At 70.8% G+C, this 14,091-nt stretch carries 12 protein-coding genes; 5 read left to right on the top strand and 7 right to left on the bottom strand.

Translation table 11 applies throughout. From position 1 onward, the window contains the following. The 3 genes from ACIQFX_RS01765 to ACIQFX_RS01755 all read right to left on the bottom strand — a co-directional run. Positions 1-518 (bottom strand): hypothetical protein (locus ACIQFX_RS01765; protein ID WP_402457750.1); only part of this gene is annotated, 518 nt, incomplete at its 3' end. Between the two features lie 448 nt (positions 519-966). Next, positions 967-1,842, bottom strand: a complete 876-nt coding sequence (locus ACIQFX_RS01760) for a helix-turn-helix domain-containing protein (RefSeq protein WP_402457747.1) — start codon at positions 1,840-1,842, stop codon at positions 967-969. A gap of 294 nt (positions 1,843-2,136) precedes the next feature. Continuing rightward, positions 2,137-2,571, bottom strand: coding sequence for an ATP-binding protein (locus tag ACIQFX_RS01755; protein WP_402457744.1), 435 nt, complete (start codon positions 2,569-2,571; stop codon positions 2,137-2,139). A gap of 154 nt (positions 2,572-2,725) precedes the next feature. On the opposite strand from ACIQFX_RS01755, the gene ACIQFX_RS01750 reads away from it, so the two are divergent. After that, the gene (locus ACIQFX_RS01750; protein ID WP_402457742.1) at positions 2,726-3,601 is read left to right on the top strand and encodes a helix-turn-helix domain-containing protein; all 876 of its coding nucleotides are present in this window, start codon (positions 2,726-2,728) and stop codon (positions 3,599-3,601) included. Next, positions 3,598-3,807 carry a DUF397 domain-containing protein gene (locus ACIQFX_RS01745; RefSeq protein WP_402457739.1) on the top strand — a complete coding sequence of 70 codons (210 nt, stop codon included), beginning with the start codon at positions 3,598-3,600 and terminating at the stop codon, positions 3,805-3,807. Before ACIQFX_RS01750 ends, ACIQFX_RS01745 begins: the two co-directional genes overlap by 4 nt. Before the next feature lie 64 nt (positions 3,808-3,871). Here ACIQFX_RS01745 and ACIQFX_RS01740 read toward each other — a convergent pair whose 3' ends face one another. Continuing rightward, complete coding sequence (locus tag ACIQFX_RS01740; protein WP_402457736.1) at positions 3,872-5,671, bottom strand: NlpC/P60 family protein; 1,800 nt, start codon at positions 5,669-5,671, stop codon at positions 3,872-3,874. A 299-nt stretch (positions 5,672-5,970) separates the two neighbouring features. On the opposite strand from ACIQFX_RS01740, the gene ACIQFX_RS01735 reads away from it, so the two are divergent. Together ACIQFX_RS01735 and ACIQFX_RS01730 are read left to right on the top strand one after the other, a co-directional pair. Continuing rightward, a complete protein-coding gene (locus ACIQFX_RS01735) occupies positions 5,971-6,537 on the top strand; it encodes a Uma2 family endonuclease (RefSeq protein WP_402457731.1) in 567 nt (188 codons plus the stop codon). A 100-nt stretch (positions 6,538-6,637) separates the two neighbouring features. Beyond that, entirely contained in the window at positions 6,638-6,991 is a 354-nt protein-coding gene (locus tag ACIQFX_RS01730; protein WP_402457728.1) for a DoxX family protein, read from the top strand. Positions 6,992-7,055: 64 nt separating this feature from the next. On the opposite strand, the gene metG is transcribed toward ACIQFX_RS01730, so the two are convergent. Beyond that, positions 7,056-8,660: a methionine--tRNA ligase gene (gene metG / locus ACIQFX_RS01725; RefSeq protein WP_402457726.1), complete on the bottom strand. Its 1,605-nt coding sequence runs from the start codon at positions 8,658-8,660 to the stop codon at positions 7,056-7,058. Between the two features lie 162 nt (positions 8,661-8,822). Then, entirely contained in the window at positions 8,823-10,664 is a 1,842-nt protein-coding gene (locus ACIQFX_RS01720; protein ID WP_402457724.1) for a VWA domain-containing protein, read from the bottom strand. A gap of 258 nt (positions 10,665-10,922) precedes the next feature. On the opposite strand from ACIQFX_RS01720, the gene ACIQFX_RS01715 reads away from it, so the two are divergent. After that, positions 10,923-12,974 (top strand): PhoX family protein, encoded by a 2,052-nt coding sequence (locus ACIQFX_RS01715; RefSeq protein WP_402457720.1) that lies wholly within the window; start codon positions 10,923-10,925, stop codon positions 12,972-12,974. A gap of 101 nt (positions 12,975-13,075) precedes the next feature. Here ACIQFX_RS01715 and ACIQFX_RS01710 read toward each other — a convergent pair whose 3' ends face one another. Continuing rightward, the gene (locus ACIQFX_RS01710; protein ID WP_402457717.1) at positions 13,076-14,065 is read right to left on the bottom strand and encodes a hypothetical protein; all 990 of its coding nucleotides are present in this window, start codon (positions 14,063-14,065) and stop codon (positions 13,076-13,078) included. Positions 14,066-14,091: the final 26 nt, after the last annotated feature.

Raw genomic sequence — 14,091 nt, 5'->3', positions numbered from 1 at the left:
CCGGCGGGGAAGTCCTTGAGGTTCACGTAGTTTCCTGTGGCGTCGAGCCGGCCTGACCCGGCGAGCGCACTTCCCCCGTTGCTGTTGTAGAAGAACAGCCGACCGCTGCCGGGGGATACGATCGTCTCCCAGGTTCCGAATTGTCCGGCCGGGAAGCTCTTCAGGTGGGCGTAGTCGCCGGATGCGTCGAGTTGCCCCGATCCGGCGGCCCGCGTGTTCGAGTTGTAGAAGAAGAGCCGGCCGTCATCAAGGGGCACGATGTCGGTCCACTGTCCGAATTGGCCGGCGGGGAAGTCCTTGAGGTTCACGTAGTTTCCTGTGGCGTCGAGCCGGCCTGACCCGGCGAGCGCACTTCCCCCGTTGCTGTTGTAGAAGAACAGTCGGCCACTGCCGGGGGATACGATCTCTCCCCAGGTTCCGAATTGTCCGGCCGGGAAGCTCTTCAGGTGGGCGTAGTCGCCGGATGCTTCAAGCTTTCCCGACCCGCCGGCCCGCGTACTGACGTTGTAGAAGAACATTGATTTCCCCTTTCGGGGACTGGAATGGGTGGGGGCTCGCTGCACGTTCCAGCAGGAGGCCCAGAGCGATCTCCGTGGAGGCGGCAGCCCGTGAGGTGTTCCGGTGAGGCCGGTTGAAGGCCGACGGAGTGAAGGCTCGACAGAGTCCTGGCGTCGTACCTGGCATGCGGATTTCGGCGCCTTGATCCCCTACGCCACCTGGCGGGGCGCCATCCCATGCTCGGCTCATGACAATCGTGGCACGAAGCCGGGATTGCTGCGACTCGGCAGGATGCGACTTTGTCGAAACGCGAATTGATACTTCGAGCCACGTGTCAAAGTCGCTCGACCAGGACCGCTGTACGCCGGAACTCCCCGAGCAGACGCCCAAACCTCCGTCGTGCCACTGCCGTCTCGTCGACCGGTTCAGGCGGTTCCGGCGGCTCCGGTGGACGAAGGTGCGACCCCGTCAGGTCGGGAGGGTGGTGCCTGCGGGTGTACAGGCGCCGCAGGTGCCTGGGCCTGGGGCGCGGTAGGCGCGGTCGCAGGTGTCGCAGTTCTGGAGGGGGTGCCGGACGGCCGGGTCCTCGTGCGGGGTGCGGAACGGTGGCAGGGGTGGGAGCTGGGCCGTGAGGCGGTGGGCCAGGAGGGCGGCCGGGCGGTGGAGGGGGTCCGGCGGCAGGTCGTGGGTCAGGGCGCGGTGGACCGCCTCGGGTGTGAGGTCGCGTTCGAGCCAGGCCGCGACGCCCGGGACGAGGTGTTCGGCGTCCGTTGCGGAGATCAGGAGTCGCGGGTCTGCGCGGCGGAGGCCGGAGAGCACGCCGAGGGCGGTCTGGAGGAGGTCCGGCGTCGGGTACACGGGCTCCGGAACGGAGGGCAGGACGCGGCGGCGCGGTGGTTTCTCTGCGGCCCGCCGGGGCCGGGGCGGGGGACTCGGTCCGTCCTCGCCACCGGTCCGGCCCGGCCGGTTGCAGGAGACCGTACGGGTGACCATGCGGCCCTGCTCCGTCCGTAACCGCGTCCGTCGCAGGTAGCCGTGGACCTCCAGCTCGCGCAGGGCGTTGGCGATCCTGGTCTTTCCCTCCGGGAAGCGGGCCGCGAGGGTGTCGATGTCGACCCGTGCGCCGCTGGGGAGCGACTGGATGTGGACCGCCAGGCCGATCGCCATCAGTGACAGCTCGACGTGCTGGGCCAGGTGGTTGCCGACCACCGTGAAGCGGGTGGTGTGGCGGGTGTTGTCGTGGACGACGCCGCCGGGGCGTGCGGCCGTACCCCGGGAGGGGTGGTTTTTCCCGTCGTTACGGGACTCGGCGTACGAGCGCGCGCTAGTGTTTTGGGTATCCATCGGGAAGTCGTTCTCTTCCTCGGTGGTCAGGCCCTCGCATTGGGATTGCCGTCCCGGCGGGGGCCGACGCATGTCAGCAGTTGTGTGGTGTGTCGCGCTGAGCGTAGATCAAGCAACCTGCCCTATAGCCAGCCGATTTGGGGTTTTTCACTCAAGCGAGTGAGTCCGGCCCCAGCGGGGCGGAGGGGTGGGGTTTGGTACGGGTTCTTTCTCGCTGTGGTCGTCCTTGAGGAGATCGTCCGCCCCACCGGACTCCGCGTTCCCAGGGTTCGGTGACCACGTCTTCTTCGCAGGTCAGGAGCGTGGTGGCAGGGAGAGCTCCGCCCATACCGTCTTGCGGGGTACCGGACCGAGCTCGGTGCCCCATCGGTCGGCCAGCGCCTCGACGAGGAGCAGTCCGCGTCCGGAGTCGCCTTCGGGGCAGGTCTGTTGGATGCGGGGCATGCTCTCCCTCCGCGTGTCCGTGACCTCGATCCGCAGGACTTCCTCGCGGGCGATGAGTGCCAGCCGGAAGCTCCGGCCGGTGACCCGGCCGTGCGTCGCGGCGTTCGTGGCGAGTTCGGCGACGACCTGGGCGCTGGCTTCCGTCACCCCGTACGGCACCTCGTGATCCCGCATCCACTCGACGGCCAGCAGCCGGGCCAGTCGGGCCCCGCGTGGCGTGGGGGACAGGAGCACGCTGAAGTGGGTTGTGAGGGCTGGGACTTGGGAGGTGATCTGCTGGCTCATGGGTCCGAGCGTGGTCGCCCCCGGCTACCGTGAACAGTGACGGCGCCGATGCGTAGAGTCACTGTCCGGAGCTTGTCCACTGCTGTCCGGGCTGTCCGGACCCGCCGCAGGGGTAGGGGCATCGCGCCACGAAGGGGCGAGGGAAAGGTGCGGTATGTCGGTGGACGGTGGGGCGCAGCGACTCAAGACCGAGGCGGACGAGCCGGGGTGGGAGGTCGACCCGGACGACGACTGGGGTGTGGCCGTCGTCGCCACCGTGGGGCGGCAGTTGAGGCTGCGGAGGGAGGCGGTGGGGATGCGGGCCACTGAGCTCGGAGCGGCCACCGGTTACGGCGAGGACCTCATCTACAAGATCGAGAGCGGGAAGCGGATCCCGCGACCCGAGTTCCTGGACAAGGCGGACGAGGTGCTGGGAGCGGGTGGGCTGCTCTCCGCCATGAAGGAGGACGTGGCGAAGGTCCGGTACCCGAAGAAGGTCCGGGCGCTCGGGAAGTTGGAGGCCAAGGCAGTCGAGATCGGCGTGTACGAGTGCAACATCATCGCTGGGCTGTTGCAGACACCGGAGCACGTACGGGCCCTCATCGAGGCAGCGCAGCCCCCGTACTCGCCGGACGATGTGGAACGTATGGCGGCCGCTCGTCTGGCCCGGCAGTCGGTCTTCGAACGGGACCCGGCTCCGTCGATCCACTTCGTGCTGGAAGAGGCTCCGCTGCGCCGACAGGTTGGGGGCACAATGGTGTGGCGACGGCAGCTTGAACATCTGCTGGAGGTGGGGCGGTTGCGCAACGTCACGCTTCAGGTCATGCCGACGAACACCGAGGCCCACCCCGGTCTGGACGGCAGGATCGAGCTGCTGAAGTTCCCTGACGGGACGGCGGTGGGGCGCTCCGACGGTGCGTTCAGCGGGCGGCCGATCACCGATCCCAAGCAGCTGCGAATCCTTGAGCTGCGATATGGCACCATCCGGGCGCAGGCTTTCTCGCCGAGGGAGTCGCTGGCCTTCATCGAGCAACTGCTGGGAGAGACATGATCCACAAGGCCTCCGCCGGGGACGCCTCCGAACTGGCGTGGTTCAAGAGCAGCTACAGCGGTGGCACCGACGGCGAGTCCTGCATCGAGATCGCCCCCACCCCCGCCACCGTCCACGTCCGCGACTCCAAGAACCTCTCCGGTCCCCAGCTCGCGCTGTCGCCGGCCGCCTGGGCGGGTTTCGTCTCGTACGCGTCGGGCCACTGATCGCATGGACCGACCGCGCCCCGCGCCCCGGTCCTCACCGGAGACGGGGCGCGGGCGGCCCGGCTCAGAACCGCCGGATCACGCGCAGGGTCTTGGTGTACAGGTCGGTCGCCGCGCCGTTCAGGATCGACTTGGCGCCGAGGTCGGCCATGGTCGGCCCGTTCGGGGTCCTGCGACTGGACACGAAACGCAGACCGCCGTGCTGGTCCTGCCCGACGTAGATGCCGGTGTGGTCGACCACACCGGCGGTGGCCTCCGGGTCGTCGGGGTCGGTGGTGGCGTCGAAGAACACCACGTCACCGATGCGCAGCGCGGTGAGTGAGGGCGGCGCGTCGGTGCCCGAGGCCACGACCGTGCCGGGGCCGTTCGTGGCCTGTCTCTTCGAGGTACGGGGCAGGTTGCGGCCGTCGTAGTCCTTGTAGAGGACCATCGGGATGCCCATGTGGTGGCCGTAGACCATGCGGACGAAGCCCGAGCAGTCGAGATTGCCCTTCCACTGCGCCTCCGGGGTCCCGGTGCTCTCGCCACTGGCCGGGAAGGTCCAGGCGAGTCCCATGTACTCGTGGAAGTCGGCGCCGACATAGCGCAGCCCGGCGTCGTCCGTCTCGCTGTACCCGGACGCGCCCAGCACCTGGGCGCCCTGGAGCGCGGGGTCGGTGACGGCGGGCGCGTGGGGACGGAACATGGAGGCGTACGCGAGCGCGTCGGGCGAGGTGTCCGCGGCCCAGGCGCGGACGCGCTGCTCCAGCGCCGGGGTCCAGGTGCCGTCGAAGGGCTCGGGAAGGACCCGTACCCAGGTGTCGTGGCAGACCACCGGCGGGTCCGCCCAGTCGGCGGAGGTGACCACGAAGTCGTAGACCCGGGCCTCCAGCGGCACCGTGGCCCCCTGGGAGGCGAGGGCGCGGACTCCGAGGGAGCCCGAGTCGAAGACCTTGTCCGGCTGCTGCTCGGGGTCGCGCACGCTGTGGTGCCAGGTGTCCGGCGTGGGCGTGCCGTCGCGCCAGGCGCGGGCCCGGATCACGGGACCGCTCTTCTCCACCTGGACCCACCAGTGGTCGAAGGCCGCGAATCCGGTGCCGACCGTGACGGCCGCGCTCAAGGTGCCGGAGACGTCGGCGAGTTCCTTCTCCAGGACCAGTCGGACGTCCTTGGCCGGGGTCACCTCAAGGCGGGCCCGGTAGTGGTTGTCGACGTCCTGGACCCCGAACGAGAGCGCCAGTGAGACGGGTGCGCCGGTGGGGACCTTGTCGAAGGAGAAGCGGGCGGCGGCGTCGAAGTCCCCGACCCGCTGGTCGGAGAGGAAGACGTGCCGGCTGGCGTTGCTCGCGGTGAGGTTGACGACGGCCCGGCCCGACTCCAGGAAGTAGTCCCCGGCCACGCCGTTGTGACGGGTCCAGGTGCCGCCGCCGGGGGAGGTGCCCCAGCCGGTGGTGGGCGTACGGGCGAAGCGGTCGGCGAAGGGCTTCTTCTGTTCGGTGAACCAGCGCTTCGGGCCGCGCACCGTCACCGTCTTGGCGCCGGTGGTCAGGGTGGCGAGCACCCCGGCGTCGTCGGACACCTCCAGGCACGCGGGGGTGCCGGAGAGGACGCGGGTGGTCAGTGCCCCGGACGGATGGGCGGTGAAGTGCCACGGGTCGCCGGGATCGGCCACCATCGGCAGCTTTCCGCCGGGCGCCATGGGGACCGTCGTGCCGGCCGACGTGGCGGCGGTGCCGGACGGTGTGGCGGCGGTGGCGATGGTGCCGGTCGGGGCGGCGGCGTTGGCCGAGGGGGCGACGGCGAAGGGCAGCGAACCGCCCGCCGCCACTCCGGCGAGGACGGCGAGAGCCGATCTGCGACTCGGCGCGGGCTTCGATGTGGACATGGCTGGTAGACCCCCCGGGGTGAAGGAATCGATCAGATGATCGAACGAATGGGGACCTTACCCGCGCGGAGACCGGAACCCTCGGTGCGGGTGCGAGGTGCGTAATCGGGGGCGCACCGCGGGGCGGGTCGATGAACCCGACGCACGGCGTCACCCACAGGGGTGAAGGCCGAGGATTCCCGGATCCCGGGGTGCCGGCATATGCCAACGTGCCCGTCATGGCGACAGCGACGAACCCGGCCACGCGGGCCGGGGAGCCCGTACCGTGGAAGGCGCCACCGATCCAGGAGGAGTCTGCCGTGAGCGTCCTGACGCAGGAGGGGTTCGAGGAACTCGCCCGTCTCGGCGAACGTGTGGACGAATCCCTGCGCCTTGAATTCATCCACGGGAAGATCGAGGAGAAGGCGTTGCCGGACGGCGACCACGGGCGGATCATCGAGTGGCTCACGCGCCTGTGCATTCAGGTCGATGTCGGCTGGTGGCTCTACCCCGATCAAGGGCTGAGGATCGAGAAGTACCGCAAGGGCAACGCCCGTCCCGACGGTTGCCTCGCCCCGAGCGGCACCTTCGTCGGCCAGGGTGAATGGGCCAGTTCCGACGGGGTCCTCATGACCGTCGAGGTCACGTCCGGCGACTCGGACACCGGGCGGCGTGACCGGGTGGAGAAGCCGCATGCCTATGCCGAGACGGGGATTCCCGTCTACCTGTTGATCGACAGGACCGCGGGCGAGGTGAAGGTCCACTCCCAGCCGGACGGCGAGCGGTACGAGATGGTCGTGACCGTGCCCTTCGGCAAGACGGTCGCCCTGCCGGAGCCGGTCGGGATGGAGCTGGACACGGAACCCTTGAACAACTGGGTCCACTGAAGTTCCTCGCTCGGACCGTCACACATGACGTCCGGGCTCCGTCAGCGCTGTGTCCGGCTCGGTCGAGGCGGACACCGGAGAGGCTGAAGGAGCCGTCGCGATGTTCACCGAGATGTCCACCACCGCTGTCGTCGTCACCGCCGTCGCCGCGTTCATGGCCGGGTTCTCGGGGGCGTCGATCTTCTTCAAGGCCAGGTTCGTCGTCGAGCCGCTCGCCGAGTACGGCGTGCCGCGGTCGTGGTGGAACCTCCTCGGCGCCGCCAAGGCCGCCGGCGCCGTCGGGCTCGTCGTCGGGATCTGGGTCCCTGTGATCGGGACGCTCGCCGCGATCGGGCTCATCCTGTACTTCACCGGCGCCGTCATCACGGTGCTGAGGGCCCGCGCCTACGGTCACGCGCCCTTCCCGCTGGTCTACATGGCCCCGGCCGTCGCCGCCCTGGCCCTGACCTGGTGACGGGGGAGCGCGTACGACGAAGGCCGCCGTCCCCGGAAACGGGAGCGGCGGCCTTCGTGCGTGGTCAGTCCTTCTTCTCCTCCAGGCGCGGGAAGAGCACCGCGCCCTTCGTCACCGTCGCGCCGGGCGCCAGCTGACCCCAGGTCCCGGAGGACTGGACCGGCTGGGCGGCCAGGGCGCCCAGGGAGGCCTCGGCGCCGAGGGAGTCCCAGAGGGCCTGGGAGGTCTCGGGCATGATCGGGTTGAGGAGGACGGCGACGGCGCGGAGGGACTCGGCGGCCGTGTAGAGGATGGTCGCCAGGCGGGCCCGGCCCTCCTCCGACTCGTCCTTCGCGACCTTCCACGGCTCCTGCTCCGTGATGTAGCCGTTGACCTGCTTCACGAAGTCGAAGATCGCCAGGATGCCGCCCTGGAAGTCCAGCTCCTCGCCGATCTTGGCGTCGGCGGTCGCGACGGCCTTCGCCAGGCCCTCGTGGACCGCCTTCTCCGCGTCGCCGTCGGCCGTCGAGGCCGGCAGCTCGCCGCCGAAGTACTTGCCGACCATCGCCGCCACGCGCGAGGCGAGGTTGCCGTAGTCGTTGGCCAGCTCGGACGTGTAGCGGGCGGAGAAGTCCTCCCACGAGAACGAGCCGTCGCTGCCGAAGGCGATGGCGCGCAGGAAGTACCAGCGGTACGCGTCCACGCCGAAGTGCGAGGTCAGGTCCTGCGGCTTGATGCCGGTCAGGTTCGACTTCGACATCTTCTCGCCGCCGACCATCAGCCAGCCGTTGGCCGCGACCCGGCCGGGGACCGGCAGGCCCTGCGCCATCAGCATCGCCGGCCAGATCACCGCGTGGAAGCGCAGGATGTCCTTGCCGACCAGGTGCACGTTCGCCGGGAACGTCTCCTCGAACTTCGCCGGGTTCTCGTTGTAGCCGACGGCCGTGGCGTAGTTCAGGAGCGCGTCGACCCACACGTAGATGACGTGCTTGTCGTCCCACGGGATCGGGATGCCCCAGTCGAACGTCGAGCGCGAGATGGAGAGGTCCTGCAGACCCTGCTTGACGAAGTTCACGACCTCGTTGCGGGCCGACTCCGGCTGGATGAAGCCCGGGTTCGCCTCGTAGAACTCCAGCAGCTTCGGGCCGTACTCGCTCAGCTTGAAGAAGTAGTTCTCCTCCTTGAGGATCTCCACCGGCTTCTTGTGGATCGGGCACAGCTTGGTGCCGTCCTCCGCCTCGATGAGGTCCCCGGGGAGCTTGTACTCCTCACAGCCCACGCAGTACGGGCCTTCGTACCCGCCCTTGTAGATCTCGTCCTTGTCGAACAGGTCCTGCACGAACTCCTGGACGCGGTCCGTGTGACGCTTCTGCGTGGTGCGGATGAAGTCGTCGTTCGCGATGTTCAGGTGCTCCCAGAGGGGCTTCCACGCCTCCTCGACGAGCTTGTCGCACCAGGCCTGGGGCGTGACGTCGTTCGCCTCGGCCGTGCGCATGATCTTCTGACCGTGCTCGTCCGTGCCGGTGAGGAACCACACCTTCTCGCCGCGCTGACGGTGCCAGCGCGTGAGCACGTCGCCTGCGACGGTCGTGTAGGCGTGGCCCAGGTGAGGAGCGTCGTTGACGTAGTAGATGGGGGTCGTGACGTAGTACGCCTTCGACCCCTGCTTCTCGGTTCCAGTGGCCGCCATGGCCGAAATCCTAACGGGCCGACGAAGCTCCCCTCACATTGATAAACCCCGGGGCGGCCGATGAGGGCCGGTGAGGGCCGGGGGCGGCCGGTGGGCGGGCTCGGGGGTGGTGGCGACCCTGCCGGTCACCACCACCCCCGCCGCCCGCCCGCGGCACGGGCCTCAGAACTCCAGGCCTCCGAGCACACCCCGGTAGAACGCGGCGTGCGCCGTCTCCACCGGCGTCACGCCCGCGAAGTACACGCCGCTACGGGCCGTGCCGTCGAGCTTCCGCAGGAAGTCGAAGGCCTTGTTGTCCTCCTCGCCCCACACCACGAACCGCCACTGCAGCGGACGGTCCGCCGCCTCCGCCAGCGCCTGCGCGGCCGCCGTCTTCGACTCCGGCGCGCCGTCCGTCTGGAACACCACCAGCGCCGGACGCGTCGGATCGGCCTTCTCGTGGTGGGCCAGGACCTCCTCCACGGCACGGTGGTAGTTCGTCCGGCCCAGACGGCCCAGCGTGCCGTTGACCTCCTCGACGCGGGTCGGCGTCAGGTCGGCCGGAGCCAGGTCGACGGTCCCGTCGACGTCCGTCGAGAAGAACACCGTCGTCACGGTCGCCGCCTCGTCGAGGTGCGCCGCCAGCGCGACCGCCTGCTCCGCCAGACGCTGCACCGAGCCGTCCTTGAAGTAGCCGCGCATCGACCCGGACCGGTCCACCACCAGGTACACCGCCGCCCGCGCCCCGGCCAGCCCCTCCTTCTTCAGGGCCGCGCCCGCCGCCTTGTACGCCTCCGCCAGGTGCGGGGCCACGGCCTTCACCTTCGCGAGCGCCACCGCGGGCTCCTGCGGGCCCTCGACACCCTCCGCCTCCGGCGCGGCTTCGGCGTCCTCCGCGACCTCGGCCTCCGGTGCGACCTCGGTCTCCGGTGCGACCTCGGCCTCCGGCGCGGCCTCCGGCGCGGTGTCGTCCGCGTTCGCCTCCGCCGGCTCCGCCTCGGCGGCAGCCGTCTCCGGGGCCTCGTCGGCGGCAGCCGTCTTCGCCTCCGGCTCCACCGCGTCGGCGGTCGCCTCCACCGCGTCGGCGGTCGCCTCCACCGCGTCGTCCGCGTCGGCGTCAGCCGTGGTCACCGTGTCGTCGGCAGCAGCCGTGGTCACCGTGTCGTCGGCAGCAGCCGTGACCACTGCGTCGTCCGCGTCGGCGTCAGCCGTGGTCACCGCGTCGGCGGCGCCTTCGGCCTCCGCCGTGTCGGCCGCACCCTCGGCCTCGGCCTCCGCCTCCACAGGCGCGTCGGTCGCAGCCGCGGGCTCGTCCGTCGCCTCGGCCGGGCTCGTGGCGTCAGTGGCCACCTCCGCCTCGGCCGCCTCGCTCGCGTCGGTGTCGGTGTCGGCGTCGACGTCGGCGTCAGCCGTGGTCGACACGTCTCCGGCCGGCGTCTCCGGCTCCGCCACGTCCTCGGCGGTCGCGTCGGCGTCGACCGCTTCCGGCTCCGCCGAGTCGGCGGCGTCCGCCGCAGGAGCGGCAGCATCCGTAGCCACCTCGGTGTCCACGGCCTCGACGTGGACCGCCTCAGCGTCGACGGCCACGGCCACGGCCTCGGCCTCGGCCGCCTCCGGCTCGCTCGCGTCGGCGACAGCCGCGTCCGCCGTGTCGCCCGCGTTGTCGGAAGCCGCATCCACAGCGCCGTCGACGTCGACATCGGCGTCAGCCGCGTTTGCCGCGTCGTCCGCGTCCGCGGCAGCCGCGGTGTCGCCCGCGTCCGCGTCCGCGGCAGCCGCGCTCACCGTGTCGTCCGTCGCAGCCGGCGCGGTGCTGTCCGCGGTGCTGTCCGCGGTGCGGGCCTTCGGGATCTGGGGGTTGTCGAAGGCTTCGGCGACGAGTTCGTCGGCTTTGCGCTGGGCGGCGGCTTCGGGGGTGTCGGGGGACGGGGAGGGGGTCTCACGCGTCTGGGACGGGACGGAGGTTGCCGGGGATTCCTCGCGGTCCCGGCCGAACACCTTGCGCAGCATGCTCCGAATACCCATGGGCGAACCCTTTCGCATGAGATGGGGTGCGGTGTGAATGTCCGTACTGGGCGTTTCGGGACGATCATCCCTGGCCAGGGCGGACACGTAAGGTTAGCGGCCAGTCCCCGCCTCCTCGGTGACCCGGTCGCCTGCGGTTGCCGCGCATTCATTCGGCGTTCATCCGGTGGCCGTCCGTGTGCAGAGGTCCACACATAGCGTCGCGGCCGAAGGATTCCCGACAGCTTGTCGGCGCGGTGTGCGCCGGAGGAGGACGACGTGCGCAAACTGCTGCCGCTGCTGAGCATGAACAACCACGGAGGCGGGCGTTCCGCTCTCACGTGTCGTTACCGGTGCGGCGACGCCTGCTTCCACGAGGTGCCGAACACGAGCGCCAACGAGTACGTCGGCGATGTCATAGCCGGGGCGCTTTCGCGGCGTTCGGCGCTGCGGGCGGCGGCGGTCGTGACGGTGGCGTCGGCGGCGGGCGGGGCCGTGGTGCTGGGGAACGCGCCGGCGGCGGAAGCGGCGCCCACGGGGCACGGGAAGCCCGGGGCGGTCGACGGGGCGCGCGGGCTGCGGTTCGCGCCGGTCGCGCCGAACACGGACGACCGGGTGACGGTCCCGGAGGGGTACGCGCAGAACGTGGTCATCCGCTGGGGCGAGCCGATCCTGCGGGGCGCGCCGGCGTTCGACGCGGAGAAGCAGACGGCGAAGGCGCAGGCCGGGCAGTTCGGCTACAACAACGACTTCCTGTCGCTGCTGCCGCTGCGGGGCGAGCACGGCCGGCAGGTGCTCGTGGCCAACCACGAGTACACCGACGAGGTGCTGATGTTCCGCGGCTACGACGCCGCGAACCCGACGCGCGAGCAGGTGGAGATCGCCTGGGCGGCGCACGGCCTGTCGGTCGTGGTGGTGCAGGAGGAGCACCGGAGCGGGAAGCTGACGCCGGTCACGCGGCACCACCTGAACCGGCGCCTGCACACGACGAGCGAGTTCGAGGTCACCGGTCCCGCCGCGGGCAGCGACCTGCTGAAGACCTCCGCGGACCCGACCGGCCGCACGGTGCTCGGCACCCTGAACAACTGCGCGGGCGGCACGACGCCGTGGGGCACGACGCTGCACGGCGAGGAGAACTTCAACCAGTACTTCGCGAACGGCAGCTCCGCCACGGACAAGCGGTACGGCGTGGGCACCGGGGCGACCGAGCGGAAGTGGGAGCGGTTCGACAAGCGCTTCGACCTGAAGCAGGAGCCGAACGAGGTGCACCGCTTCGGGTGGGTCGTCGAACTCGACCCGTACGACCCGGAGTCGACGCCCCGGAAGCGCACCGCGCTCGGCCGCTTCAAGCACGAGGCGGCGCAGCCCCGGCTCACCGAGGACGGCCGTCCGGTCGTGTACATGGGTGACGACGAGCGGTTCGACTACTTCTACAAGTTCGTGTCGAGCAAGCGGATGAAGAAGGGCGGCTCGCGGGCGGCCCGTGAGCACAACCTCACCCTGCTCGACGAGGGCACGCTGTACGTCGCCAAGCTGACCGGCGACTCGCCGGCCGCGGAGATCGACGGCACCGGCAAGCTCCCGAACGACGGCGAGTTCGACGGTTCCGGCGTGTGGATCCCGCTGGCGACCGGCGACGTGTCGCACGTGCCGGGGATGACGGCCGAGGAGGTGTACGTCTTCACGCGCGTCGCGGGCGACAAGGTCGGGGCCACGAAGATGGACCGTCCCGAGGACGTCGAGCCGTCGCCGCGCAGCGGCCGGGTGTACGTGGCGCTCACGAACAACTCGAACCGCGGCAAGGCGGGTTACGCGCCGGCCGACGAGGCCAACCCGCGCAACTCCAACAAGCACGGGCAGATCCTGGAGCTCGCCGAGCACTGGGACGACCCGGCGTCCGACGGGTTCGCGTGGCGGCTGTTCCTGGTGGCGGGCGACCCGAACGACCCGGCGACCTACTTCGCGGGCTTCCCCAAGGAGAAGGTCTCGCCGATCTCCTGCCCGGACAACGTGGCCTTCGACCCGCACGGCAACCTGTGGATCTCCACCGACGGCAACCAGCTCGGCTCGCACGACGGCCTCTTCGGCGTCGCGACGCGCGGTGAGCGCCGCGGTGAGCTGAAGCAGTTCCTGACGGTGCCGCGCGGCGCCGAGACCTGCGGTCCGATCATCCAGGACCGCCGGGTCCTGGTCGCCGTCCAGCACCCGGGTGAGATCGACGGCGCGTCGGTCGAGAAGCCGGCCTCGGAGTGGCCCGACGGGCCCGGGAGGATCGTCCGTCCGGCGGTCGTCTCCGTCTGGCGCAAGGACGGCCGCGACATCGGTGTGTGACGCCGGTGTGTGACGTCGGTGTGTGACGTCGGTGTGTGACGTCGACGTGTGATGTCGGCAGGTCCCCCTGAGGGGGCCCGGGAGGGTCTGGCGGCGGTGTCTCACACCACCCCCAGGCCCTCCCTGAACCGTACGAACTGCTCCCCGGGGTCGCCCGTGTAGGCCCAGGGGACCCAGGCCGCCCGGGTGCCGAGCAGGGCGAGGACGTCCCGGGCGATCTCGACCTGTCCGGCGTAGCAGGCGGCGTGGGCGAGGAAGTTGAGGTCGGCGACCTCCTCGGGTGCCACGGGCCGCGCGGGGTCGCGGCCGCCGATCCAGCGGGCGTGGGTGCGGCGGATCTCGGTGACCGCGAGCTCGTGCTTCCAGTGCTGGTCGAAGCCGCGGACGGGACCCCGGCCGAGTGCCCCGTCGGCGATGTACCGGTACTCCTCGACGCGGGCGACCTGCACGAGGACCGGGAGCGGGGAGCCGGGCGGGGCGACGCCGGCGGCGTCGCGGGCGAAGTCGTACATGCTGCCGTGGGTGCCGTGCCAGCGGGCGGACCAGTAGCGCAGCACCTGGATGTGGCCCTCGGTGTTGTACGGGTCGCGGCGGCGCAACTCGTCGAACCAGTGGCGGAGTTCGCGGCGCGGTACGCCGCCCTCGTAGAGCCGGGCGACCGAGAGCAGGGACACCCACGGCATGGGGTCGGCGGGGGAGGCCTCGGCGGCGCCCCGGCAGGCGTCGACGGCGGCGTCGATGCGGCCCCGTTCGAGGGCGGCGCCGCGGCCGGCGGCGATGGCCGCGTCGAAGACCCGGACGACCTCGGTCGCGGCGCGCAGGACGGCGGCGTCGGGGTTGCCGGGTTCGGCGGCGCGCCAGGTCTCGACGGTGGAGCTGCCGGCGGCGGCGTGCGAGAGGAGCCGCAGGCGGTGGGTGCGGCGGGCCCAGTCCGTCCCGGTGGCGGCGAGCAGGTCGCGTACGCCCTGCCAGCGGCCGATGACGATGTCGTGGCGGGCCTCGGTCAGCGCCCGGTCCCCGAAGTCCGGGTCGAAGTCGGGCGCGAAGCGCTCCGGTCGCGCCGAGCGCGCGGAGCGGCGGCGTAGGGCCATCGGGGGGCCTCCTTCGGAGTCGTCGT

The organism is Streptomyces sp. NPDC093089 (assembly GCF_044754405.1).
In the GTDB taxonomy this organism is placed as follows: Bacteria; Actinomycetota; Actinomycetes; order Streptomycetales; family Streptomycetaceae; genus Streptomyces.
This window is presented reverse-complemented; position numbering and strand designations above follow the sequence as displayed.